The organism is Falsiroseomonas algicola, from assembly GCF_011040385.1.
Classification (GTDB): Bacteria; Pseudomonadota; Alphaproteobacteria; order Acetobacterales; family Acetobacteraceae; genus Falsiroseomonas; species Falsiroseomonas algicola.
On sequence record NZ_JAAIKB010000003.1, the window covers coordinates 402,696 to 426,384 of the forward strand.

Genomic DNA, 23,689 nt, shown 5'->3' on the forward strand with positions numbered 1-23,689 from the left:
GGTGTTCCATGGCCGGACAACATCCAAGGCCGCGCCGCATGCCCGATCCCGCGATCCTCGACCGCCTTCGCGCCGCCGTGGAGGCGGGATTCGCGAAGGAGGTCGCCTTCCTCCAGGACCTCGTGCGCTTCCCCTCGCTGCGGGGCGCGGAGGCGCCGTTGCAGGACTGGATGCACCGCGAACTCGGCGCGCGCGGCTATGCAATGGATCGCTTCACGCTCGCCGATGTGCCGCTGGCCGCGCACCCTCAGGGCGCGCCGATGGTGGATGCGGACCCCGCGCGCAGCGTGCAGGTGGTGGCCGCGCACCGCGCCGCGAACCCGACCGGCCGCAGCCTGATCCTGCAGGGGCATATCGATGTGGTGCCGGAAGGCCCGCATGAGATGTGGACCCACCCGCCCTATGCCGCGGTGATCCGCGATGGCTGGCTCTATGGCCGCGGCGCGCATGACATGAAGGCCGGCGTTGCCGCCATGGTCTTCGCCATGGATGCGATCCGCGCCGCCGGGCTGGAGCCGGCGGCGGATGTCTACCTCCAGACGGTGACGGAGGAGGAGAGCACAGGCAATGGCGCGCTGGCGACCCTTCTCCGCGGCTACCGGGCGGAGGCCGCGCTGATCCCGGAGCCCACGGGCCACAGCATCACCCGCGCCCAGACCGGCACCATCTGGTTCCGCCTCAAGGTCCGCGGCGTGCCGGTGCATGTGATGGTCGCGCAGGACGGCACCAACGCCATCATGTCGGCCTATGCGCTGATCAACGCCCTCTACGCCCATACGAAGGTGCTGAACGCCGAGGGTCGCGCCAATGCCTGGTATGGCGAGGTGAAGGACCCCATCAAGTTCAACCCCGGCATCATCCGCGGTGGCGACTGGGCGTCCTCCACGCCGTCCTGGTGCGAGGTGGATTGCCGCATCGGCCTGCTGCCCGGCACGACGCCGGAGGAAGCCATGGCGCGCATCCGCCAGGTGGTGGCCGAGGCCGCGAAGGGTGACAGCTTCCTGGCCAACAATCCGCCGGAGGTGAGCTTCCACGGCTTCCAGACCCAGCCTTATGTGCTGGAACCCGGCAGCGAGGCGGAGGCGGTGCTGGCCGCCGCCCATGCCGGCGTGCATGGCGGGGAGATGCCGGCACGACTCAGCACCGCGGTGAACGACACGCGCTACTACGGCCTGCAGATGGGCGTGCCGGCGCTGTGCTACGGGCCGAAGGGGGAGGGGGCGCATGGCTTCGACGAGCGCACCTCGCTGGCCGATCTGAAGACCTGCACGCTGACCCTCGCCGCCTTCATCGCGGATTGGTGCGGGGTCCGGTGATGGGCAAGCACCGGGTCTTCCTGGCGGCGCCGGCTGGCGCGGATCGCGCGGGCTTCCGGGCGGAGGTGCGGGCGGTCCTCGCGCCCGGGCTGCTGGCGGCGGTGCCAGGGCTGACGGCGCTGTCGGCCTGCCTGGTCGATGCCACGCCGGCCGTGCCGCCCTGGCAGCGGCCGGGGGAGGCGCCGGCCCCGGCCGAGCCCGTCTTCGACGCGGTGATCGATGCCTGGGGGGACGGCGCGGCGCTGGATGAGGCACTCGCCTGGCTGTCGCCGCGCGTGGCGGGGCTGCCGCAGGCCTCGATCCGGGTGGCGGAGACGGTGGAGAAGGACGAGTTGGCGCGGCCGGCGGGGGCGCGCGCGCCGGGGGTGAAGTTCCTGGCGCTGATGTGCTTCCACGAGGACCTGCCGCCGGCGACGGCGCGGCGGCTCTGGACGCATCACGCGGCACTCGCGTTGCGCGTCCATATCGGCATGGGGCGCTATGTGCGGGACTGGGTGGAGGCGATCGCGCCCGACGATCTGCCCGTGCCGCGCTTCGGCGGCGTGGCGGAGCTGCACTTCCCCTCCGCCGAGGTCATGGCCGCGCAGTGGTTCGACAGCGAGGCGGGGCGCCAGGCCATCATCCACGATGTCGGCCATTTCCTGGCGCGTGCCACGCGGCTCTACACCACGGAGCACGTGCTGAAGGCGTAAGGCGTCAGGCCCCCGCGGGCGGCGCCTTGTGGATGGGGTCCACCCAGAGGACCTGTTCCGGCTTCTCCACGGGCTCGATCTCCAGGTTCACGACGACCGCTTCGTTGTCGCTGCGGACGAGGACGCATTCCAGCGTCTCCTCCGTGCTGGCGTTGATCTCCTGGTGGGGGACGTAGGGGGGGACGAAGATGAAGTCGCCGGGGCCGGCCTCCGCCACGAATTCCAGCTTCTCCCCCCAGCGCATGCGGGCGCGGCCCTTCACGACATAGATCACGGATTCCAGCGCGCCGTGGTGATGCGCGCCGGTCTTGGCATTGGCGTGGATGTGGACGGTGCCGGCCCAGATCTTCTGCGCGCCGACGCGCGCCAGGTTGATGGCGGCGGCGCGGTTCATGCCGGGGGTCTGCGCGGTATTGGCATCCAGGCTGTCGCCGGGGATGACGCGCACGCCGGTGTTCTTCCAGCCATCGGCCGGCGTGTGGTGATGGTCGTCGTCGTGGTGGTGATGATGCGGGATGCCATCATGCGGCATGTCACGAAGTTCCTGATGCTGGTGGGTTCAGTCTGCCCTCGCGCCGGAGGCGCGGACAAGCGGCACCCAGAGGTCGATCTCCGTGCGCAGGAAGGCTGCGAAGCGGTCGGGGGTCCAGCCGCGCATGGCGGGGGTGCCCATCTCCTCGAAGCGCTGGGCGATCTGCGTGTCGGACAGCGCCTGGTCGATGGCGGCCGCCATGCGGTCCACGATCGGGCGCGGCGTGCCGCCGGGGGCGTAGATGCCGTACCAGGAATAGGCCTTGAAGCCGTCGAGCCCGATCTCCCGCGCCGTCGGGACATCGGGCGCCGCGGGGCTGCGGTCATCGGTCGCGACGAACATCATCCGGGCCGTGCCTTCCCGGTGGAAGGGGGCGAGGAGCGAGGGGATGTCCGTGGTGAAGGCGATCTCCCCCTGCTGCAGCGCGAGGAAGGTCTGGCCGGGGTTGCGGTAGGTGACGTGCTCCGCCGTTGCGCCGATGCGGGCGAGGAAGGAGGAGGAGCAGATGTGGCCGGAGGTGCCGGCCCCCGCGCTGCCATAGCTGAAGCGGCCGGGATTGGCGCGGAGCAGGGCGATGAAGTCCTGCGCATTGGTGACGCCGAGCTTCGCGGAGGCGGAGATGGCGAGCGGGATGAAGACCGTGGGGGCGACGGAGGCGAGGTCGCGCAGCGGGTCATAGGGCAGGCGGCTGTAGAGGCCGAGGGCGAGCGCCATGTTGGAGACGGTGGCCAACAGGAAGGTCTCCCCGTTCGGCGGCTGCTTGGCGACGTAGTCGGCGCCTACCGTGCCGCCGGCGCCGACGCGATTCTCGATCACCACCGGCTGGCCGAGGATCTCCGCCAGACGCGGAGCGATCAACCGCGTGGTGATGTCCGTGCCGCCGCCGGTGCCGAAGGCGACGACGATGCGGATGGGGCGCGTCGGCCAGGGGGCCTGGGCCAGGGCCGGGCGGGCGAGGGTGGTGGCGAAGGGAAGCGCAAGGGCAGCGCGGCGGTGGATCATGGCGGGATGCTCCGGGACGTGCCGATCAAAGCGCGTTGCGCGCCGTCGCGCATCCCCCATGCGCGCCCCCGATCCCGCCCCGACCCGCAGCCATCCGCCATCGCTGCGGGTCAGGAGACGGACAGGTAGTCCCGGCGTCGGGCGGTGCGGCTGATGCCGAAGGAGAGTTCGAGGATCAGCCGGCGGCCGCGCTGGACGGTGGTGCCGGTGTGGTAGCCGAAGGGGTCCTCGACGAAGCCGGTGCCGGCGCTGCCGGTGATCGCCTCGATCGCGGCCGCGCCGTGCAGCGCCGCCACCGCGGTCCTGGAGCGGGAGTAGAAGGGCTTGAGCTGGTCAGCCAAGGGCCGCCTGGCATGGCTGCGGCGCGCATAGACATGCGGCCCGCTCTCCATATCCACGTCGGTGATGTAGAAGAAGAACTTCAGCTGCTGCCAGTCGGCTAGGTCGAAATGGAAGGTGTCCAGCGCGACGCGGCTGAGCTGGCTGTGGCTTGCGCCTGTTGCCGGGAAGGTCCACCAGAGGCGCACGTCGATCAATTCTGGCCGCGCACCCAGGTAGCCCGCGGCGATGCGGTGGAGCCAGGGATTGCGGATCAGCTCCGCCACGGCGGTGCAGTCGCGGTCGCAATCCGGGAAGTTGGCGACCAGCAGCTTCTCGCCGTGCCGCGCTTCCGAACCCGCGTGGTCCCAGGGCTCGACAGGGGTGTTCCAGCGCGGGCCGCCGTAGCACAGATGGGTCTCGGCGTAGTCGCGGATCCTCGCCACGGTCTCCTCCGGCAGCTTCAGGCCCGTGCACAGCCCATCCTGGCGCAGCCGTGCAACCACCTCCGCCACCTCGAGGGACGACAACCCGCCCCCTGCTTCGCTGGTCGGTGGGACGAGGGTCGGCCGTGCGCGGCCGGCGGCATAGCGGGCAAGGCCGCGTATGGCGCTGAAGCGGCCGAAGATGAAAAGCATGGCCGAGGCGGGACGACGAAGTTGCTCGTCGATGAGCTCGGGCACTCGAGTAATAAACTTCCTATACTGTCGCAATTTATCGGGCTGAAACTCAAGCAGGCCCATGTGGACCTCCGCCGTTACATCCACGCGCGGCGGAACATTGCGTGGCGTCGCCCAGTTTCATAAGCAACTATCGGAGAGCGCAACTGTAATGATGCGTGATCGGTGGCCGATCAACCTTGCCAGGGCGCCGTCGCGCGGATGTCGTGCCGACGGCCTTTTCTGCTGGTGCAGGGGCCTGCCGTGCAGGGCGGCCGCGACGTGATCGCGCCTTGGCGGATCAGGCCTTGGGCGGCGGCAGCACCGGCAGGGCGGGCGCCTGTGCTTCCAGCATCAGCACATCCTGCCGCAGCAGGCAGACCTGGTCGCGGGCGGCGAGGCAGGTCGTGCCGTCGGCGCCACGGCGGGGGAGGTAACGCCAGGCGCTGACCTGCCCTTCCTGGGCGAAGCGGGCGGCCAGGCGATCCACCTCCGCCCCGCTGCCGGCAAGGTCCTGCCGCAGGACGCCGATGAGCAGGTCACCCCGCATGGTCACCACGCGGAACAGGACAACGCCACCGCCCGCCGCATGGGCGCGGTCGGTACCGAGGCGCGAGGCGGCGGTGGTGAAGAGAAGCCCCAGGGCCAGGCCCTGAAGCATCGAGACGGCGTCGATTCGCGCGGGCATGGCCGGCGACTCCGGATGGGTGGCCAGGGCATTCTGCACCTGATCCGTGGCCGAACCGTGTCGCGCCTGTTTCGCCTGTTTCGGCGTGGCGCGCCAAGGGCCGGTGGCATCCTGCGCCGCCGGCCCTTGCCCGGTCGATAAGAATCGCCGGGGAGGTGCCGCTATTCCCGGATGTTCAGGCTGCGGACCAGCGGCGCCCAGGTGGCATTCTCCTCCCGCACATAGGCGGCGAAGCGATCGGGGGTCCAGCCGGTCATGGCTGGAGTGCCCATCTCCTCGAAGCGCCGCTTGATGGTGGGGTCGGAGAGCACCGTCTCCAGCGCCTGGGCCATGCGGTCCACGATCGGGCGGGGCAGGCCGGCGGGGCCGAAGATGCCGTACCAGGAATAGGCCTTGTAGTCCGGCATGCCGGCTTCCCGCGCCGTCGGCACATCCGGCACCAGGCTGCTGCGGTCATCCGTCGCCATGAAGACGATGCGGGCGGTGCCGGCATCGTGGAAGGGCTTCAGCAGGCTGGCGATGTCGCAGCAATAGTGGATCTCCCCGGACTGCAGCGCGGTGAAGACCTGGCCGCCGCCGCGATAGGGGACGTGGATCGCCTCCGCCCCCGTCCTGATGGCGAAGGTGGCGGCGGCGATGTGGCCGGAGGAGCCGACGCCCGAACTGCCATACTGGTAGAAGCCGGGCCGCGCCTTCATCAGCGCCACGAATTCCTGGGCGGTGCGCGCATTCACGCCGCGCTGGGTGATGGCGAGGCCGATGGGGACGAAGACGGTGGGCGCGACCGGCGTCAGGTCCCGGATCGGGTCGAAGGGCATCGGCGCGGGCAGGCCCGGCGCCAGGCCGATGGGGGAGAGTGTGGAGAGCGCGAAGACCTCCCCGTTCGGCGGCTGCTTGGCCACGTAGTCGGTGCCGACCACGCCGCCGGCGCCGGCGCGATTCTCGATCACCACGGGCTGGCCGAGCACGTCCTGCAGCCGCGGCGCGATGATCCGGGTGGTGACGTCCGAGCCGCCGCCACCGCCGAAGGGCACGACGATGCGGATGGGGCGCTGCGGCCAGGCGCCCGGGGCTGTGCCCTGGCCGAGAGCGGGGGCGGCGAGCAGGGCGGCGGGGGCGGCAAGGAGGGTGCGGCGCGGCAGGATCGGGGGCATCGGCGGTTCCTATATCTTGTGGTCGGGATGATGGGGCCGGTGGACCTCTTCGCGAAGGGGTGGAGGCCGCGGGGGCTGTGGAAAACGGGGACATCGGGGATGGCTTGGAAACGCACGCGATTGGGGGTGGAGCGTGGCGCGGGCTGGGCGTAGTTTACGGCGCGTCAATGAACGAAACGGGAACTTCGGCGCGCGTTGAGCGGTCACAAAAAAATTGCAACCGGTGAACTGCAGGCCGCATGTGGTGTTTGGGTGAGTGTGGCAACACTACATCTTGTTGGACTGGGCCCGTCGGGGGCATTCTCCGCGCCACGGGGGAGTCGCTCCACCACTGCGGAGCAATTTCGGGGGGTTGGTCGTGTTTGATGCAGTTCAGCTTGAAGGCCATGGCCAGGTTCGGATCGACCGCACGCGCGACGCGCTGCTGACCGATTTCGGCAAGGCGACGCTTGATGACCGGTATCTGCTGCCGGGTGAGTCCTACCAGGATTTGTTTGCCCGGGTGGCTTCGGCCTACGGGGATGACGCTGCCCATGCGCAGCGGATCTACGACTACATCAGCCGGCTGTGGTTCATGCCGGCGACGCCGGTGCTGTCCAATGGCGGCACGACGCGCGGCCTGCCCATCTCCTGCTTCCTGAACGAGGCCAGCGACAGCCTGGACGGCATCGTCGGCCTCTGGAACGAGAATGTGTGGCTGGCGGCCAAGGGCGGCGGCATCGGGTCCTACTGGGGCAACCTCCGCGGCATCGGCGAGAAGGTCGGCCGCAACGGCAAGACCTCCGGCGTCATCCCCTTCATCCGGGTGATGGACAGCCTGACTCTGGCGATCAGCCAGGGCTCGCTGCGCCGCGGATCGGCCGCCTGCTACCTGCCGGTGAACCACCCGGAGATCGAGGAATTCCTCGAGATGCGGCGGCCGACCGGCGGCGACCCGAACCGCAAGGCGCTCAACCTGCACCATGGCGTGCTGCTCTCCGACGCCTTCATGCGCGCGGTGGAGAATGACGAGGAGTGGGCGCTGGTCTCCCCGAAGGACGGGGCGCTGATGCGCAAGGTCTCGGCGCGGGCGATCTGGATCCGCATCCTGACCGCGCGGATCGAGACGGGCGAGCCCTACATCATCTATTCCGACCACGTGAACCGCGCGCGGCCGGAGCATCACAAGCTCTCGGGGCTCGAGGTGAAGACCTCCAACCTCTGCTCGGAGATCACGCTGCCGACGGGCATCGACCAGCATGGGATGGAGCGCACCGCGGTGTGCTGCCTCTCTTCGCTGAACTGCGAGACCTGGTTCGAGTGGAAGGACCATCCGCGCTTCATCCCGGATGTGATGCGCTTCCTCGACAACGTTCTGCAGAGCTTCATCGACACCGCGCCGGACAGCATGGCGCGGGCGCGCTACTCCGCGATGCGGGAGCGGTCGGTGGGCCTCGGCGTCATGGGCTTCCACAGCTTCCTGCAGGCGATGAACGTGCCCTTCGAGAGCGCGATCGCGAAGGTGTGGAACAAGCGGATGTTCAAGCACATCCGCGAGCAGGCGGACCTTGCGAGCCGCATGCTGGCAGAGGAGCGCGGGCCCTGCCCGGATGCCGCGGAATACGGCTTCATGGAGCGCTTCTCCAACAAGATCGCGATCGCGCCGACGGCGTCGATCTCGATCATCTGCGGCGGCGCCTCCCCGGGCATCGAGCCGATCGCGGCCAATGTCTACAACCACAAGACGCTGTCCGGATCCTACATCGTCCGCAACCCGCATCTGAAGAAGGTGCTGGCCAAGCATGGGCGCGACGATGACGAGACCTGGACGAGCATCACCGTCACCAAGGGCAGCGTGCAGCACCTGGACTTCCTGACGGAGCAGGAGAAGCTGACCTTCCGCACGGCCTTCGAGCTCGACCAGCGCTGGGTCGTGGAACATGCGGCCGACCGGACGCCCTATATCTGCCAGTCGCAGTCGGTGAACCTGTTCCTGCCCGCGAATGTGCACAAGAAGGATCTGCACCAGATCCACATGATGGCGTGGAAGCGCGGCGTGAAGTCGCTCTACTACTGCCGCAGCCTGTCGATCCAGCGCGCCGATACGATCAGCGCCAAGGTGGTCGGGCAGGGCGATGTCATGGCGGCGCATAATGATGGCGCGCCCGCGCCGCTGCCGCTGGTAGCGCGGCGGCTGGACGCCGAGCCGAAGGCGAATGGCAACGACTACGAGGAATGCCTGGCATGCCAGTGACGATCCCCGTCCTCGACCTCGACATATTGCCCAGCGAGCCCGCGGGGCTGCGCGCGCGGAAGCGCGCGCTGGAGCGTGACCTCGACCGCATGCTCGAACTGCGCGGCCCGGTGACGGAGGTGCGGCGGCTGGTCGCCGACCTCGACCGTGTTGCCGCCGAACTGGCGCGCAGCCTGCGCGGCGTGACTTCACAGCAAGCGACGGACCACCACCTCCACAACTGACGCCTTACGTCACCGACAACGTCACTTCAGACGAGAGCACCCTCCCATGCCCGACGACGCGATGCCGCGCGACGAACTGCCGATCCGCTTCGACCTGCTGACCGCGAACCCGGTCTACAAGCCATTCCGCTACCCCTGGGCCTATGAGGCGTGGCTGCAGCAGCAGCGCATCCATTGGCTGCCGGAGGAAGTGCCGCTCGCGGATGACGTGAAGGACTGGCAGAAGAACCTGACGGCGACCGAGCGGAACCTGCTGACGCAGATCTTCCGCTTCTTCACCCAGGCGGATGTCGAGGTGAACAACTGCTACATGAAGCAGTACAGCCAGGTCTTCAAGCCGACCGAAGTGCTGATGATGATGTCGGCGTTCTCGAACACCGAGACGATCCACATCGCCGCCTACTCCCACCTCCTCGACACCATCGGGATGCCGGAGATCGAGTACACGGCCTTCCTCAAGTACAAGGAGATGAAGGACAAGTACGACTACATGCATTCCTTCTCGGTCGAGAACAAGACCGAGATCGCGAAGACGCTGGCCGCCTTCGGCGCCTTCACGGAGGGGCTGCAGCTCTTCGCCTCCTTCGCCATCCTCATGAATTTTCCTCGATTCAACAAGATGAAGGGGATGGGCCAGATCGTCAGCTGGTCGGTGCGGGATGAAACCCTCCATTGTCTCAGCGTGATCCGCCTGTTCCGCACCTTCGTGCAGGAGAATCCGGAGATCTGGACGGAGGAGCTGAAGCGCGACCTCTACCTCATCTGCTCCACCATCGTGGACCATGAGGACGCCTTCATCGACCTCGCCTTCGAGCTCGGCGGCGTGCAGGGCCTCGATGCCGCGCAGACCAAGCAGTACATCCGCTTCATCGCGGATCGCCGCCTGCAGCAACTCGGCCTCAACCCGCTCTACAACGTCGAGAAGAACCCGCTGCCCTGGCTCGATGAGATGCTGAACGCGATCGAGCACACGAACTTCTTCGAGAACCGCGCGACCGAATACTCCCGCGCGAGCACCGAGGGTTCGTGGGAGGAGGCTTTCGGCGACGCGACCTTCACCAGCGCGCAGCCCGAAGGCGAGATCGAGCTGTCCAGCCGCCACTGAAAACGAAACCGGCGCCCCGCATCAACGGGGCGCCGGCTCAGCCTTCGGATCGCCCGCGGCGTCATCGCCGCGGGCGTCGTCGTCTTCAGTTCTCGTTCGCGTCGGGGTGGCGCAGCAGCCACAGCCGCTCATGCGCCGCGACCAGGCTTTCCATGTTCTTCCGGCGGTTCACATCGGGGGAGACGGGGCGGCGCGTCAGCATCATCTCGAGGATGCGCAGCAGCTCCTCCGCCACCTCGAAATCGCCCTGGTCGCAGGCATGGTGGAAGGCGATCAGGATCTTGTCGGACAGCCGGCGCGTGTGACGCGGCGGCCCAGAGGGCGCGCGGCCCGCGTCGCGGCCGGACGGATCCCGTTCCTCGTCAGACATGCAGCATGCAGCTCCCAGTAAGGCCCATGGTCAGGCGCCCGGCGCGCACAATAGCTTGGGTTGAGGCGCGCCGGAACCCTCCGCTTCAGACGGGTGGGTTCAGCCCCCGGCTGATCGCAGATGGGCCCGGACCGATTGGGCGATCGCCTCGGGGGCGGTTTCCGGCCGGAACAGCGTGCGCACGCGGCCATCCGGGCCGACCAGGTAGATGAAGGAGGAGTGGTCCATCAGATACTGGGTCATCTCCGGCCTGTTCACCTTTGCGTAGAATACACGATACGCGCGGGCCGCGGCGGCCACCTGCTCCGCCGTGCCGGTCAGGCCGACCATGCGGGGATGGAAGCGGGAGACGTAGTCGGCCAGCGCCTCGGGCGTGTCACGCTCCGGGTCGATGGAGATGAGAACGGGCGTCACGCGCCGTTCCTGGTCGCCCAGCAGGTCCATGGCATTGGCGATGATGCCGAGCTCCGTCGGGCAGACATCCGGGCAGTAGGTGAAGCCGAAATAGACGAGCATGAAACCGCCGGCGAAATCCGCCTGCGTCACCGCGCGGCCTTCGTGATTCGTCAGGGAGAAGGGCCCGCCCAGCGCCAGGCCCTGCGGCAGCTGCACGCCGCCCGCGGCCGGCGCCGGCATGTCCTGCCCGAAGATCGAGGCGATGCGGCGGAGGAAGGCGTCGGCGACGGTGTCGTCCTCCCCCTTGCCCAGCCAGGCAGCGGCCCAGAGCCCCCCCAGCATGAGAAGCAGGATGAGCGCGGCAATCCGGATGGCGGCGAGCATGATGCGGTGACATAGGCGCGCGCCGGCGCCCCGTCCACCTGCCCGACCGCGCGGGATCGGCTACAGGGAAACCGGCGGCGGAAGGCGGCATCGATGCGGGCAGGCGAACACCAGATCATCGTCATCGGCGCCGGCGGCCATGCACGACCGGTCGTGGAAACCCTGCTGCTGACGGGGCACCGCATCGCCGGGCTGGTGGATGACGACACCAGCCGCGCGCCGGTGCTCGGCCACGCCATCATCGGCGGCCTTGACCAGCTGCCGCGCCTGCGCGCCGCCGGAATCGACGGCGCGGCGATTGCCATCGGCCACAACGCGACGCGCCTCGCGCTCGGCGACCGGCTGCGCGGGCTCGGCTATACCCTGCCGATCCTGGCCCACCCCACGGCCGTCATCTCCCCCCACGCCAGCATCGCGGAAGGCGCGCAGATCCTCGCCCGCGCCGTGGTCGGGCCGGAAGCCCGCATCGGGCGCCTCTGCCTCATCAACACCGGCGCCATCATCGACCACGAATGCACCGTGGACGAAGGCGCCCACATCGCCCCCGGCGCCATCCTCTGCGGCCAGGTGCGCATCGGCGCGCGGTCCCTGGTCGGCGCCGGCAGCACCACCATCGCCGGCCGCCACATCGGCCCGGACGCGACCATCGCTGCCGGGGCAGCCGTGACGACGGACGTGGCGGCGGGGGCGCGTGTGGGCGGGGTGCCGGCGCGGGGGCTGTAGCGCGGATGGCCCCGGAGCGGGGCTGCGCGCCCCTCTCCGGACCTCACCCGCGCCAGGGGCGTCGCGCCCCTGGACCGCGAGGCCGTTGGTCGATGGAGGGAGGGGCGTAGCGCTACCGCGGGTTCGGAGCGCGCGACGTGCCCCTCCCTCCATCGACCAAGTTTCATGGGGTCGAGGGGCCCGCTGGCCCCTCGCGGGGAAGGGGTATCGGGGAAGGGGCGGAGCCTCTTCCCCGGGCCACCGGCGCCTACAACCCCAGCCCCGCCCCCCTGCGCAGCACCGCCTCCGCCGTCCCGTCGCCGTCGTGCAGCGCCAGGCCGGGCAGGATGCGGGCCGGGCTGCGGCCGTGGTGGCGGCCGCCGAGGAGGATGCGCTTGGCGGGTTGGCCGGGCCGGGGCCAGAGGGGGAGGAGGGTGTGGCTGCCGCAGCGGGCGGCGGTGAGGGCGGCGATGCCGTCGGAAAGGCGGGCGGCGGGGAGGATCAGCGTGAGGCTGCCAAGGCGGGCCAGGCGGTGCGCGAGCAGGGTCGTCCAGGCGGCGAGGGGGGTTTCCTCGGCATGGGTGGCGTTGGCGCGGAGCGCTTCGGGCGGTGGCGTGCCGGCCGGCCAGTAGGGCGGGTTGGCGAAGGCGTGGGCGCAGGCCGGCAGGCGGGGGCGCAGCGCGGGGTCGGTGATGTCGGCCTCCAGCACCGTCACCTGGTCCGCCCAGCCGTTGAGGGCCGCGTTCTCCCGCGCCAGGGCGGCGAGGGTCGGGTCCCGTTCGATGGCGGTGACGCGGAGGCCGGGGATGCGGGCCATGAGGCACAGGAAGACGGCGCCGGTGCCGCAACCCGCTTCCAGCACGGCCTGGCCGGGTTTGGCGGGGATGCTGGCGGCGAGCAGCACGGCGTCGTGCCCGGCGCGCAGGCCGCTTGCGGGTTGGCGGAGGCGGACGCGCCCGCCGAGGAGGGTGTCCTCCGTCGTCATCGCCAGCCTTCGGTCTCCCCGGCGTCGCGCAGGATTCGGCGGGCGTGGTGTTCCTGGTCCTCCGGCACGGCGAGGCGGCGAGGGAAGGCGCCGATATTGCCTTCGAGCGCGCCGATATGGCCATCGAGCACCACCGGGTCGCAGCCACCGTCGCGCAGCAGCGCGATGAGGAAGGAGAGGCGCACGGGGTTGGTGGTGGCGAGCAGGACGCGCATCGGGCCGCTTTCGATATCGGTGGGTGTTGCGCGCCAAGGGCCTGGTTGGGCTGCCTGCTTGCCCGCCCCGGGGGTGGTGGCTAAGTTGCGCGCGACGCAACCGAGGTCAAGATCGCGTGGATTTGTCCGTCGCGCCGGGTACGCAAGCAGCTTCGGACACCGTCCGCGGAGAGGACGCGCTTGCGGCGCTGACCGCGCTGGTGCGCGATGACCTCGAGGCCTGCAACCGGCTGATCGTGGAGCGGATGCAGAGCCCGGTGGCGCTGATCCCGCAGCTGGCGGCGCATATCGTGGCGGCGGGCGGCAAGCGCCTGCGGCCGCTGCTGACCCTGGCGGCGGCGAAGCTCGCGGGGTATCGCGACGGGCAGCGGCATGTCGCGCTGGCGGCCTGCGTGGAGTTCATCCACACCGCGACGCTGCTGCATGACGACGTGGTGGATGAAAGCGCGCTGCGCCGCGGCCAGGCGAGTGCCAATGCGCTGTTCGGCAACAAGCCCAGCGTGCTGGTCGGCGATTTCCTCTTCGCCCGCGCCTTCCAGGTGATGGTGGAGGATGGGTCGCTCGAGGTGCTGCGCATCCTGTCCGAGGCTTCCGCGACGATCGCGGAGGGCGAGGTGCTGCAGCTGATCACGCAGAACGACACCGCGACGACCGAGGAGCAGTACCTCGCGGTGATCGAGGGCAAGACGGCGGCGCTGTTCGCCGCGGCGACGGAGGTGGGGGCGATCGTCGCCGCCTGTTCGCCCGCGCAGCAGCAGGGGCTGCGTGCCTATGGCCACAACCTCGGCGTTGCGTTCCAGCTGATCGACGATGCGCTGGACTACAGCGCGAACCAGGCGGCGCTGGGCAAGACGGTCGGCGATGATTTCCGCGAGGGCAAGATCACCCTGCCGGTGCTGCTGGCCTTCCAGCGCGGCGACGAGGCGGAGCGCGCCTTCTGGCGCCGGACGCTGGAGGAGCGGGAGCAGGGCGAGGATGACCTGGCCCGCGCGATCGCGCTGATGGAGACGCATGCGGCCTTCGCGGACACGGTCGGCCGCGCGCGGGACTATGGCAATGCGGCGCTGGAGGCGCTGGCGGTCTTCCCGGATGGGGTGGAGCGGCGCGCGCTGGAAGGCATCGTGGAGTTCTGCATTTCCCGGGCGCGGTAGCGCTCCGGCCCGGGCGCTACCGGCAGGCCGACAGCGTCCAGAAGCCGGGGCGGAGGGATTCGCGCGGCGTGCTCGGCGCGCCGGGCACCTGCCCGTACCACAGGGCCTGGCCGATGCCGGGCAGGAACAGGTGGCGGGGCGCGGGCATGCCGCTGCGGGGCGGTGTTTCCAGGATGGAGAGGTCCGCCTGGACGCCATGGAAGGCCATCAGGCCGAGGGCGTCGTTCTCCACCTCGAGGTCGCTGTGCCCGTCCTCCGCCGTGCTGGCGGAGGGGGCGGCGATGGGCAGGACGTATTGCGTGCCGTAGCCCTGGGATTGCGTGAAGCGGAACCAGTAGTCGCGGGATGAGGCGGCGGAGCGGAGCCGCAGCACGAGATCGGATTCGGCGCCGGGGGGTGGGCCTTCGCGTCGGAGTTCGGCGGTGAAGTCACCCTCGCCGGCGAAGCGGTAGGTGGCGCGCTCCGCGGGGCAGGTCTCGACCGCCGGCTGCTGCGCCCGCGCCACGGAATCGAGCGAGACCGCGGCGAGGACGAGGGAGCGGCCCTCGAGGCGGAAATCGATCCGCGCGGTGCCGCCGGAGGGACAGCAATTGCCGTCCTGCTCCCGCCAGAGCGGCGTGCGGGCGGAGAGTGATTCCGCGTCGTACTCCACGCCCTGCCAGGCGCCGAGCCCCGCGGGCAGGCGGGCGGGGAGGGCTGCGCGCCAGCTTTCGGATTCCAGCTCGGACCAGCCCTGCGGCGTCAGGCGGTAGAAGAGATCCGCATTGCCGTTGCCGGAGCCGCCGGTGCGGCCCTCCGCATGGACCAGCAGGCCGGCGTCGCTTTCGACGAGATGCGGCGGGTTGAAGGTCACGCCTTCGAAGGACCAGCCGACCAGGCGCCAGCCGCCGCGCGCTTCCGCCATCAGCACGATGCCGGCGCGCAGCCCGTCGCTGTCCGTGAATCCGTGCTGGATCTGCCAGAGGATGCGGGTGTTGCGGTCCTCGCTGGCGACGAGGCCGGCGGCGCCGACGCGGCAGTTGCGGAGTGCCGTACCGAGGCAGCTGCGTTCCAGCGCGGCGGGGCGGGCGAAGACGGGGTTGGGCGGGCAGTCGCGCCGGCCATCGGGGCAGCGCTGGACCTCCAGCCGTCGGATGGAGCGGTCCTGGCGCACCAGATCGTCCAGCTGCGCGGTGCGCTCCCGGTATTCGTCCAGCAGTTCATCACGGGTGAAGGGGCGGGGCGGCGTGGCGTTGGTCTCGCCGGCTTCGAGGCGGCGCTGCCAGGCCTCCGCGCGCGTGGACAGCGTGGCGGGGCGGGCGGTGCTGGCGGCGGCGGCGCGTTCGGCGGCGCGCAGCCGCGCATCGGCGGCACGCAGCGCGGCATCCCCGCAGATGCTGGCCTGCAGCGGCCCCGCGGGCGCGGTGCAGGCGGGCGTGCGGGGCTGCGCGACGGCCGGTTGCAGGCCGAGGAGGAGCAGGAGCGAGGCGGCGGCCAGGCGGCGCATCGGTGGCGATTCCCGGGGGCGCGATCCGATTCCGCGCCGGTGGGCCAAGAATGCACCGGAAGGCGGGCGGCCCGGAAGCGCCGTCCGCCGGCCTTCGAAACGACTTGTCAGGTGTTACCGCAATGGTAACTCTCCGGGTCAGCGTTCAGGGAAAAACTCTCCTTCCGGTTGCATCCGATCCGTCGTTGGGGACGATCATGGCTACATTCGACATCGCCGGCTTGTATCCCGGGACCTTCAACCCGGCGACCGGCGTCTTCCGCATCACCGAGGCCTGGATCCCCTTCGCCTACACCTACACGGACGACAATGGCAGCGTCGTGGGCGGCGATCAGGTGGTCGGCGATCCGAATGACGGCCTCGGGCCGTTCACCGACACCTATGTCGGCTCCATCAACGGCCATTGGGTCGTCGCCACGGAGGAGGACGGCTACTTCCTCGCGACGACCACGGTGAATCCCTATCCCATGGGCATCACCGCCGTGGTGGACCAGACGACGCCCTTCATCTTCTGCTTCGCCGCCGGGACCGCGATTGCGACGCCCGCGGGCGAGGTGCCGGTGGAGGCGCTGGCGCCCGGTGACCTGGTGCTGACGGCGGATGGGCGCGCGGTGCCGGCACTCTTCATCGGACGGCAGACACTGTCAGCGATCTTCGTGCCGGAGGCGCGCAGCCTGGTGCGCATTGCCGCTGGCGCGCTGGGAGAGGGGCTGCCGCGGCGCGACCTGGTGCTGACGGGCGACCACGCCCTGCTGCTGGAGGGCGTGCTGGTGAATGCCGGCGCGCTGGTGAACGGCACGACGATCGCGCGGGTGCCGCGTGGGGCACTGCCTTCGCGCTTCACGGTCTATCATGTGGAAACCGCGGCGCATGACATCATCCTGGCGGAGGGCGTGCCGGCGGAGACCTACATGGATGCGAAGGGTCGCGCGCGCTTCGACAACCATGCGGAGTATGTCCCGCCGCCTGGCGGGGATCGGAAGATCGAGCATCCGGCGCCGCGCGTGACGGCGCCGCGGCAGGTGCCGGCGGCGGTGCAGGCCCGCCTGGCCGGTCATGCGCCGGCTCCCCCGACCGTCGCCGCCTGACCCCCAGGCGATCGCGCGCCTGCCCGCGGTAAGCCGCGCCAGGGCAGGCGAGCACGACGCCAAGCGGCACGGCGCATGGAACGAGAAACACTCGAAGGCTGAGCCGCACGGCGCTGCCCGAGTTGTCGTGCCGCCGCAACGGTTGCAGCATGCGCCCTGGCTGACCGACATCAACCCCTGAATGCTGGAGTTCATCGTGGCCGTCCTCAGCACGTCCGGCTACTACTACCTCGGAAATCAACCGAGCGGGCTTGGGTCTTCCTTCACCATCCCGGCGGGCACCTTCTCCTACCTCGCAGTTGACTTCTCCGACGCGGATGGCGCCCTGCAGCCTGGGGATCGGATCACCGGCGAATGGGAGGAGGTATACAGCTTTCAGTTCACCTATGTGGGCAACCATGAGGGCAACGTCGTCGTCGCCCTGGACGATGACTATTACTTCTTCACGCCGTCGGAGGACCCTTACCCCGACGGCGCGACCATCACCCCTGACACGACGTCGACCTTCGTCTTCTGCTTCGCCGCCGGGACGGCGATCGCGACGCCATCCGGCAAGGTGGCGGTGGAGGCGCTGAAGCCCGGTGACCTGGTGATGACGACCGACGGGCGTGCGGTGCCGGCGATCTTCATCGGGCGGCAGACACTGGCGGCGATCTTCGTGCCGGAGGCGCGCAGCCTGGTGCGTGTCGCTGCCGGGGCGCTCGGCGATGGGCTGCCGCGGCGCGACCTGGTGCTGACGGGCGACCACGCGCTGATGCTCGACGGCGTGCTGGTGAACGCCGGCGCGCTGGTGAACGGCACGACGATCGCGCGGGTGCCGCGTGGGGCACTGCCTTCGCGCTTCACGGTCTATCACGTGGAGACGGCGGCGCATGACATCATCCTGGCGGAGGGCGTGCCGGCGGAGACCTACATGGAGGCGAGGGGTCGCAAGCGCTTCGACAACCATGCGGAGTACGTCCCGCCACCTGGCGGGGACAGGAGGATCGAGCATCCGGCGCCGCGCGTGACGGCGCCGCGGCAGTTGCCGGCGCGGCTACGGTGCCTGGTTACTGGCTCTCCGCTGCATGACCGGTCGAGGCGGGTAGCCTGATCATCGAGATGCAGAAAAGGCACGCCGTGCGGCGTCGTGCCAAGTGACTTCGTTCCCGCAGTCTCTGCCTCAGCGTCGCGCGACGCGTCTGGCCCAGCGGTCGGGAGAGCGCTTTCGTGGAGTCAGACCGGTCAACCGGAACTGCCCATTTTCACGAATGCGTGTGTTCATTATCCGGTGGGATGATGTGGATAACGTCGTGATGATATCCGTAGTTGAGGGGGCCGGTGACGGTCTCAACCGACTGGAAAAGCGAGACGATGGCTGATTTTCCGACTGCCGGATACTATAATCTCCAATACGATACAGTTACCCACCAATTCACCATTCTTGGCGCGTTCAACGAAGCCGCGAATACCTATACCGACAGCGATGGCGTCGCGACGCCAGGCGAAGCGATCGGCGGCCTGTACAATGAGACTTATGTCGGCAGTTTCGAGGGCCATCTCGTCGTCTCGGATGGCAGCTATTACCTGTCGACGACGAGCGTCGACCCGTATTTCGATGGATTCACCTTCGCGGCGGATACGACGACGCCCTTCATCTTCTGCTTCGCCGCCGGGACGGCGATCGCGACGCCATCGGGCGGGATGGCGGTGGAGGCGCTGAAGCCCGGCGACCTGGTGCTGACGGCGGATGGGCGCGCGGTGCCGGCGATCTTCATCGGACGGCAGACGCTGGCGACGATCTTCGTGCCGGAAGCGCGCAGTCTGGTGCGCATCGCGGCGGGAGTGCTGGGGGAGGGGCTGCCGCGTCGCGACCTGGTGCTGACGGGCGATCATGCGCTGATGCTCGACGGCGTGCTGGTGAATGCAGGTGCGTTGGTCAACGGCACGACGATCACGCGAGTGCCGCGCGCCCAGTTGCCCGCACGCTTTACGGTCTATCACGTGGAGACCGCAGCGCATGACATCATCCTGGCGGAGGGCGTGCCGGCGGAGACCTACATGGATGCGAAGGGTCGTGCGCGCTTCGACAACCATGCCGCCTACGTCCCGCCGCCTGGCGGGGACCGGAAGATCGAGCATCCGGCGCCGCGCGTGACCGCGCCGCGGCAGGTGCCCGCGCGACTGCTGGCACGCATCGCTACCTCATGGGCGCGCCCGGGCTTCGCGGTCGCGGGCGAAGGCGATGCCACGGGAGGGGTGTCTCGTCGGGCATCGCCGGAGCGGGAAAGGCCCGCGGCTTGATGGCGGGGCGCGACGGCGCCTCCCGAATGCGTTGACAATTCCAGGACGCCTGGATACTCAGGATCCTGTTTGTTTCGATAAAAGAAAGAAAATTTTCCGATTGTCTGACAAACGTGGCAGGGAGAAAGTCAGGTGGCGGATTTCACGACGGTTGGCTATTATCAGATCGACTACAACGAGGTCGATAAGACATTTACCATCTATAATAGTTATGTATCTGAAGAGAATACCTTCACCGACGCAGATGGCGCGATGAATCCGGGGGAATTCATCGGCGGCACCTATAGCGAAACCTATGTCGGGAGCTTCGAGGGGCATATCGTCACCTACAACGGCGTCAGCTACTGGCTGGCGACGACCAGCGAAGACCCTTACCCCGCCATGTTCACCGGCACCGTGGACACGGACAACGCCTTCATCTTCTGCTTCGCGGCCGGCACCGCCATCGCGACGCCATCGGGCGAGGTGCCGGTGGAAGCGCTGGTGGTTGGTGACCTCGTGCTGACGGCGGATCGGCGCGCGGTGCCCGTCACGTTTCTCGGGCGACAGACCCTGACGCGCTTCAACCTGCCTGAGGCGCGCAGCCTGGTGCGCATCGCGGCCGGGGCGCTCGGCGATGGGCTGCCGCGGCGCGACCTGGTGCTGACGGGCGACCACGCGCTGATGCTCGACGGCGTGCTGGTGAATGCGGGGGCGCTGGTGAACGGGACCAGCATCACGCGCGTCCCGCGTGCCGAATTGGCCGCGCGCTTCACGGTCTATCACGTGGAAACCGCGGCGCATGACATCATCCTGGCGGAGGGCGTGCCGGCGGAGACCTTCATGGATGCGAAGGGCCGCGCGCGCTTCGACAACCATGCGGACTACGTCCCGCCGCCTGGCGGGGATCGGAAGATCGAGCATCCGGCACCGCGCGTGACGGCGCCGCGGCAACTCCCGGCGTGGCTGGCGGAACGGATCGACGGCCATGTCGGAGTGGATGGGCTGAAGGCGGCGGCCTGAGACAGCGCCATTCCGGTATGGGGGCGGGGGAAGCGCCATCCTTGCGCGGCGCGCCGGCGCCGGCGGTTGTCGCCGCGCTGGTCGATGGTTGCGACGCCACCGAGGCCTTGGCCCGGCTGCGAGCCGCGCTGGCCGAGCACGCAACCGACATCGCGCTGCGAATCGCCGTGGCGCAGGCGCTGCGGCAGCGGGCACCGGAAACCGCGCTGGCGCTGCTGCGCGAGGCCCCGCCGGGGCATGCGCGGGATGCCGATCTCGGCCTGGAATGCGTGGCGTTGCTGCGGGCGCTGAAGCGGGGAGGCGAGGCTTCGGCGCTGCTGGTGGACCTTGCCGGGCGCCATCCGGAGGACGGGCGCATCGCCGCGCAACGCGCCGGCTTGATGGAGGCTGCCGGGGACCACGCGGGCGCAGCGGAAGCCTTCGCCATCGCCTGCCGGGCCAGCCCCGGCGACACGCAGCTGCGCATCCGCTTCGCCCGCAGCCTGCGCGCCGCGCGCCGACCCGCGGAGGCCGTCACGGCGCTGGAGAACCTGCCCGCCGACCTGCCCCAGGCGACGGCGGAGCGGAGCTACGCGTTGCTGGCAGTGGGCGATGTCGCGCGCGCGGGGGAGGAGATCGCGGCGCTGGCGCGCCGGCATCCGGGCTTCCCGCATCTTCCCCGGCTGACGGCCCTGCGGGCGGAGGCGCTGGGGGACATGCCAGAGGCCGCCGCGGCGCTGGCCGGGGCCATGGCGATCGAGCCCACCCATGCGGGGCTGCGGGACCAGCGGCGGCGCGCCTTGCGCCTGGCCGGCGATGCCGACGGCCTGCGTGCCCTTCTGGCCGAGGCGCCCGCCGGCCGGGACGCGATCCGCGGCGACCTGGTCGAGGCGCTGCTGGAGCAGGGCCAGGTGCGGGCGGCGGAGGCGGTCCTGGACACGCTGCCGGCGGATGGTGACCTCGCGCTGCGGGGCGCCGTGCTGGTGGCGCTGCGGCGCGGGCGGCACGCCCTGGCGGCATCCCATGCGGCGGCGATCCTGGCGCGCCGTCCCGATGACGCCTGGGCCCTGTGGCGGCAGGCGCAGGCGCTGGCGCTGTCTTTCCGGGCGGAGGCCGCGTGGTCCCGGCTTCGACGGCTGGAGGCGAGTGGCGCGCTGAGCCGCCGGACGGCTCGCAACAATGCCGTGGGCCATCTGGTCAACGACATGCGGCTGAACCCCGCGACGACGGCGATGCTGGCGCTGGCGGAGGAGGGCATGCCGGGCCGGGCGCTGGCGGTGGCGGTGGAGATGATGCGGCAGGAGCCGGGCGAGACCGCGCCGGCCCTGGCGCTGTTGCGGCACTGGCCGGCGCCGGACGCCGGGGACGATAAGGGCGGTGTCCGCCTGATCCCGCCCTGCCTGCACGGCGCCGAGGAAACGGGTCCGGCCGCGGCGTTCCTGGCGTCCCGGCTTGACGCCGCCCATCCCGCCATGGCGGTGGAGGCCTGGCCGACCCGGGGCCTGATGGCGGAGGCGGCCTCCACGATGCCGCTGCTGGCGCAGGCACTGCGCCTGGCGCCGGCGGGCGCCGTGGTGCGGGACCTGCTGCGGCTGGGCGTGCTGGTGCTGCGCGGCGGGGTCTGGGTCGATCCGGGGCTGCTCTGCATCGCGCCGCTGGATCCGCTGCTGCCGCCCGGCGCGGGCCTGGTGCTGGCCCGGGATGGGCTGGGCGGGATCGGCACGGCCTTCCTGGCGGCATCGCCCGGCCATGCCGCACTGCGGGCGGCGTTGGAGGAAGCCTGCCAGGAGGTGATCGGCGGCGCGCGGGAATCGGCCTGGTTGACGACCGGCGGCGGGCTGCTTGCGCGCCATGTCGCGCGGTGGCTGGCGGAGACGGGCGGCGGGCGGGACGTCGTCATCCACGATCCGGGCCGCATCGGCCGCCATCTTCGGCCGACCCGGCATTCGCCCTGGCAGCCCGCCATCGCAGGCTGGGAAGCGGAGATGTAGGGCGCGGCCGGCGCCATCCCGGGCGGGATGGCGCCGCGCCGCGTTCAGACGCCGGCGAGCGCCTGCTGCTGGTCCGTCTGGCCGCGCATGGCCCAGCCGGTGGTGCGGTTCTCGATCGCGACGGCGGCGACATACATCGCGACACCCATCACGGCCGTGACCATCAGCCCCGCGAAGACCAGCGGCACGTCGAAGCGGGAGGAGGCGAGGATCATGAGGTGGCCGATGCCTTTGTTGGCGGCGACGGTCTCCGCGATGATCGATCCCACGAAGGCGACGGTGATGGCGATCTTCAGCGAGGCGAAGAAGTAGGGCATCGCGCGCGGCAGGCCGACCTTGCGGATGATGTCGGTGGGCTTGGCGCCGAGCGCGCGCAGCACGTCCCGCAATTCCGGCTCCACCGTCGCGATGCCGGTCGCGACGTTCACGACGATGGGGAAGAAGCTGATCAGGAAGGCGGTGATGACGGCGGGCACGGTGCCGATGCCGAACCAGATGACCAGGATCGGCACCACCGCCACCTTGGGGACGGAGTTGAAGCCGATCAGCAGCGGATAGAGCCCGTGATAGAGCAGGGTCGAGCTGCCGATGGCGATGCCGAGCAGCAGGCCGAAGACGATGGCGAGGCCGAAGCCGATCAGCGTCGTCATGAGCGTCTGCCAGGAATTGTCCAGCAGCGGCTTCCACCACTTGATCATGCTGGCGGCGATGTCGGTCGGCGCGGGCAGCACGAATTGCTGCACCTGGAAGGCCTTCACGGCGACTTCCCAGATCACGAACATGCCGATGATGACCAGCCAGGGCAGCCAGGCCTGCAGGCGCCGGCGGCGGCGCGCGGCGGCGGCCAGGGCTTCGAGGCGTCGCAGCGCCTCCGGCGACATGGAGCCGTCGCCGACGGCTTGCTTAGTGGCCACTGGCGACCTCCTCCCCCTTGCGGGCGGCGCTGATGTGCTCGCGCAGGTCGTGCACGAGGGAGACGAATTCGGGGGTGTAAGTGGTATCCAGGTTGCGCGGCCGCGGCAGGTCCACCTGGCGTTCCGCGATGATGCGGCCGGGGCGCGACGACATGACCAGCACGCGGTCGGCGAGGAAGGCGGCTTCGCGCAGGTCGTGCGTGACGAGGATCACGGTCGGGCGGCGGGCGATCCAGACATCCTGCAGCACGGCCCAGAGATCCTCCCGCGTGAAGATGTCGAGCGCGGCGAAGGGCTCGTCCAGCATCAGCAGAGCGGGTTCGTGGATCAGCGCGCGGCACAGGCTGGCGCGCTGCTGCATCCCGCCCGAGAGCTGGTGGGGGAACTTCTTGTCGAAGCCGCCGAGGCCGACGAGCTTCAGCAGGTCCTGCGCCCGGGCCTCATACATCGCGCGCTGGCTGCGGAGCTGGCGGCGGTGGGGCTCCACCACCTCCAGCGGCAGCATCACGTTGTCGATGATGTTGCGCCAGGGCAGCAGGGTCGGGTTCTGGAAGGCCATGCCGGCGATGCTGAGGGGGCCATCGACCTCCTGCCCCGCGACCACGACATTGCCGGCGGTGGCGGGCCAGAGGCCGGTGACGAGGCGCATCAGCGTCGACTTGCCGCAGCCCGAGGGGCCGACGACCGCGATGAACTCGCCCTTCGCGACCTCGAGCGTGGCGTTCTGCAACGCCAGCGTCCCCTCCACGCCGCCGTAGCGCATGGCGACGCCACTGATCTCGACGAATGGTCGCTCCATCGAACCCCCCGGCTGAAGCGC

Annotated in this window: 24 protein-coding genes; 12 read left to right on the forward strand and 12 right to left on the reverse strand. The window is 69.9% G+C overall.

What is annotated here, in order from left to right; translation table 11 throughout:
- Nucleotides 1–38 precede the first annotated feature (38 nt).
- Both G3576_RS10490 and G3576_RS10495 read left to right on the forward strand, forming a co-directional pair.
- Nucleotides 39–1,316, forward strand: coding sequence for an ArgE/DapE family deacylase (locus G3576_RS10490; RefSeq protein WP_164694331.1), 1,278 nt, complete (start codon nucleotides 39–41; stop codon nucleotides 1,314–1,316).
- A complete protein-coding gene (locus G3576_RS10495; RefSeq protein ID WP_164694332.1) occupies nucleotides 1,316–2,008 on the forward strand; it encodes an EthD domain-containing protein in 693 nt (230 codons plus the stop codon). The genes G3576_RS10490 and G3576_RS10495 overlap by 1 nt, the downstream gene beginning before the upstream one ends.
- Before the next feature lie 4 nt (nucleotides 2,009–2,012).
- Here G3576_RS10495 and G3576_RS10500 read toward each other — a convergent pair whose 3' ends face one another.
- The 5 genes from G3576_RS10500 to G3576_RS10520 all read right to left on the reverse strand — a co-directional run bounded on the left by G3576_RS10500 (nucleotide 2,013) and on the right by G3576_RS10520 (nucleotide 6,361).
- Nucleotides 2,013–2,540, reverse strand: a complete 528-nt coding sequence (locus G3576_RS10500) for a cupin domain-containing protein (protein ID WP_164694333.1) — start codon at nucleotides 2,538–2,540, stop codon at nucleotides 2,013–2,015.
- Between the two features lie 27 nt (nucleotides 2,541–2,567).
- On the reverse strand, nucleotides 2,568–3,542 hold the full coding sequence (locus G3576_RS10505; protein ID WP_164694334.1) for a Bug family tripartite tricarboxylate transporter substrate binding protein: 975 nt from the start codon (nucleotides 3,540–3,542) through the stop codon (nucleotides 2,568–2,570).
- A 110-nt stretch (nucleotides 3,543–3,652) separates the two neighbouring features.
- The gene (locus G3576_RS10510) at nucleotides 3,653–4,543 is read right to left on the reverse strand and encodes a phytanoyl-CoA dioxygenase family protein (RefSeq protein ID WP_164694335.1); all 891 of its coding nucleotides are present in this window, start codon (nucleotides 4,541–4,543) and stop codon (nucleotides 3,653–3,655) included.
- Between the two features lie 277 nt (nucleotides 4,544–4,820).
- On the reverse strand, nucleotides 4,821–5,207 hold the full coding sequence (locus G3576_RS10515) for a hypothetical protein (RefSeq protein ID WP_164694336.1): 387 nt from the start codon (nucleotides 5,205–5,207) through the stop codon (nucleotides 4,821–4,823).
- Nucleotides 5,208–5,368: 161 nt separating this feature from the next.
- Entirely contained in the window at nucleotides 5,369–6,361 is a 993-nt protein-coding gene (locus G3576_RS10520) for a Bug family tripartite tricarboxylate transporter substrate binding protein (RefSeq protein ID WP_164694337.1), read from the reverse strand.
- Between the two features lie 358 nt (nucleotides 6,362–6,719).
- Between G3576_RS10520 and G3576_RS10525 the strand changes: the two genes are divergently transcribed.
- The 3 genes from G3576_RS10525 to G3576_RS10535 are packed head-to-tail and all read left to right on the forward strand — an operon-like array spanning nucleotide 6,720 to nucleotide 9,923.
- Nucleotides 6,720–8,594, forward strand: coding sequence for a ribonucleoside-diphosphate reductase subunit alpha (locus G3576_RS10525; RefSeq protein ID WP_164694338.1), 1,875 nt, complete (start codon nucleotides 6,720–6,722; stop codon nucleotides 8,592–8,594).
- Nucleotides 8,585–8,818, forward strand: coding sequence for a hypothetical protein (locus G3576_RS10530; RefSeq protein WP_164694339.1), 234 nt, complete (start codon nucleotides 8,585–8,587; stop codon nucleotides 8,816–8,818). Before G3576_RS10525 ends, G3576_RS10530 begins: the two co-directional genes overlap by 10 nt.
- 46 nt (nucleotides 8,819–8,864) lie before the next feature.
- On the forward strand, nucleotides 8,865–9,923 hold the full coding sequence (locus tag G3576_RS10535) for a ribonucleotide-diphosphate reductase subunit beta (RefSeq protein ID WP_164694340.1): 1,059 nt from the start codon (nucleotides 8,865–8,867) through the stop codon (nucleotides 9,921–9,923).
- 85 nt (nucleotides 9,924–10,008) lie between these two features.
- Here G3576_RS10535 and G3576_RS10540 read toward each other — a convergent pair whose 3' ends face one another.
- Both G3576_RS10540 and G3576_RS10545 read right to left on the reverse strand, forming a co-directional pair.
- Complete coding sequence (locus tag G3576_RS10540) at nucleotides 10,009–10,293, reverse strand: hypothetical protein (protein ID WP_164694341.1); 285 nt, start codon at nucleotides 10,291–10,293, stop codon at nucleotides 10,009–10,011.
- A 99-nt stretch (nucleotides 10,294–10,392) separates the two neighbouring features.
- On the reverse strand, nucleotides 10,393–11,073 hold the full coding sequence (locus G3576_RS10545; RefSeq protein WP_164694342.1) for an SCO family protein: 681 nt from the start codon (nucleotides 11,071–11,073) through the stop codon (nucleotides 10,393–10,395).
- A gap of 93 nt (nucleotides 11,074–11,166) precedes the next feature.
- Between G3576_RS10545 and G3576_RS10550 the strand changes: the two genes are divergently transcribed.
- On the forward strand, nucleotides 11,167–11,796 hold the full coding sequence (locus tag G3576_RS10550; RefSeq protein WP_164694343.1) for a NeuD/PglB/VioB family sugar acetyltransferase: 630 nt from the start codon (nucleotides 11,167–11,169) through the stop codon (nucleotides 11,794–11,796).
- A gap of 247 nt (nucleotides 11,797–12,043) precedes the next feature.
- On the opposite strand, the gene G3576_RS10555 is transcribed toward G3576_RS10550, so the two are convergent.
- Both G3576_RS10555 and G3576_RS10560 read right to left on the reverse strand, forming a co-directional pair.
- Nucleotides 12,044–12,760 (reverse strand): tRNA1(Val) (adenine(37)-N6)-methyltransferase, encoded by a 717-nt coding sequence (locus G3576_RS10555; RefSeq protein ID WP_164694344.1) that lies wholly within the window; start codon nucleotides 12,758–12,760, stop codon nucleotides 12,044–12,046.
- The gene (locus G3576_RS10560) at nucleotides 12,757–12,975 is read right to left on the reverse strand and encodes a putative signal transducing protein (RefSeq protein WP_164694345.1); all 219 of its coding nucleotides are present in this window, start codon (nucleotides 12,973–12,975) and stop codon (nucleotides 12,757–12,759) included. Before G3576_RS10560 ends, G3576_RS10555 begins: the two co-directional genes overlap by 4 nt.
- 116 nt (nucleotides 12,976–13,091) lie before the next feature.
- On the opposite strand from G3576_RS10560, the gene G3576_RS10565 reads away from it, so the two are divergent.
- The gene (locus G3576_RS10565) at nucleotides 13,092–14,126 is read left to right on the forward strand and encodes a polyprenyl synthetase family protein (RefSeq protein ID WP_456237334.1); all 1,035 of its coding nucleotides are present in this window, start codon (nucleotides 13,092–13,094) and stop codon (nucleotides 14,124–14,126) included.
- Between the two features lie 16 nt (nucleotides 14,127–14,142).
- Here the strand turns inward: G3576_RS10565 and G3576_RS10570 are convergent, their stop codons facing one another.
- On the reverse strand, nucleotides 14,143–15,612 hold the full coding sequence (locus G3576_RS10570; RefSeq protein ID WP_164694346.1) for a hypothetical protein: 1,470 nt from the start codon (nucleotides 15,610–15,612) through the stop codon (nucleotides 14,143–14,145).
- 197 nt (nucleotides 15,613–15,809) lie between these two features.
- Between G3576_RS10570 and G3576_RS10575 the strand changes: the two genes are divergently transcribed.
- The 5 genes from G3576_RS10575 to G3576_RS10595 all read left to right on the forward strand — a co-directional run bounded on the left by G3576_RS10575 (nucleotide 15,810) and on the right by G3576_RS10595 (nucleotide 21,955).
- Nucleotides 15,810–16,700: a Hint domain-containing protein gene (locus G3576_RS10575; protein ID WP_164694347.1), complete on the forward strand. Its 891-nt coding sequence runs from the start codon at nucleotides 15,810–15,812 to the stop codon at nucleotides 16,698–16,700.
- Between the two features lie 181 nt (nucleotides 16,701–16,881).
- The gene (locus tag G3576_RS10580) at nucleotides 16,882–17,793 is read left to right on the forward strand and encodes a Hint domain-containing protein (protein ID WP_164694348.1); all 912 of its coding nucleotides are present in this window, start codon (nucleotides 16,882–16,884) and stop codon (nucleotides 17,791–17,793) included.
- A gap of 227 nt (nucleotides 17,794–18,020) precedes the next feature.
- A complete protein-coding gene (locus tag G3576_RS32285) occupies nucleotides 18,021–18,983 on the forward strand; it encodes a Hint domain-containing protein (protein ID WP_164694349.1) in 963 nt (320 codons plus the stop codon).
- 132 nt (nucleotides 18,984–19,115) lie between these two features.
- Nucleotides 19,116–19,985 carry a Hint domain-containing protein gene (locus G3576_RS10590; protein WP_164694350.1) on the forward strand — a complete coding sequence of 290 codons (870 nt, stop codon included), beginning with the start codon at nucleotides 19,116–19,118 and terminating at the stop codon, nucleotides 19,983–19,985.
- Nucleotides 19,986–20,026: 41 nt separating this feature from the next.
- On the forward strand, nucleotides 20,027–21,955 hold the full coding sequence (locus G3576_RS10595) for a tetratricopeptide repeat protein (RefSeq protein WP_164694351.1): 1,929 nt from the start codon (nucleotides 20,027–20,029) through the stop codon (nucleotides 21,953–21,955).
- 44 nt (nucleotides 21,956–21,999) lie between these two features.
- On the opposite strand, the gene G3576_RS10600 is transcribed toward G3576_RS10595, so the two are convergent.
- Together G3576_RS10600 and G3576_RS10605 are read right to left on the reverse strand one after the other, a co-directional pair.
- A complete protein-coding gene (locus G3576_RS10600) occupies nucleotides 22,000–22,869 on the reverse strand; it encodes an ABC transporter permease (RefSeq protein ID WP_407926111.1) in 870 nt (289 codons plus the stop codon).
- Complete coding sequence (locus tag G3576_RS10605) at nucleotides 22,859–23,668, reverse strand: ABC transporter ATP-binding protein (protein ID WP_164694352.1); 810 nt, start codon at nucleotides 23,666–23,668, stop codon at nucleotides 22,859–22,861. The genes G3576_RS10600 and G3576_RS10605 overlap by 11 nt, the downstream gene beginning before the upstream one ends.
- Nucleotides 23,669–23,689: the final 21 nt, after the last annotated feature.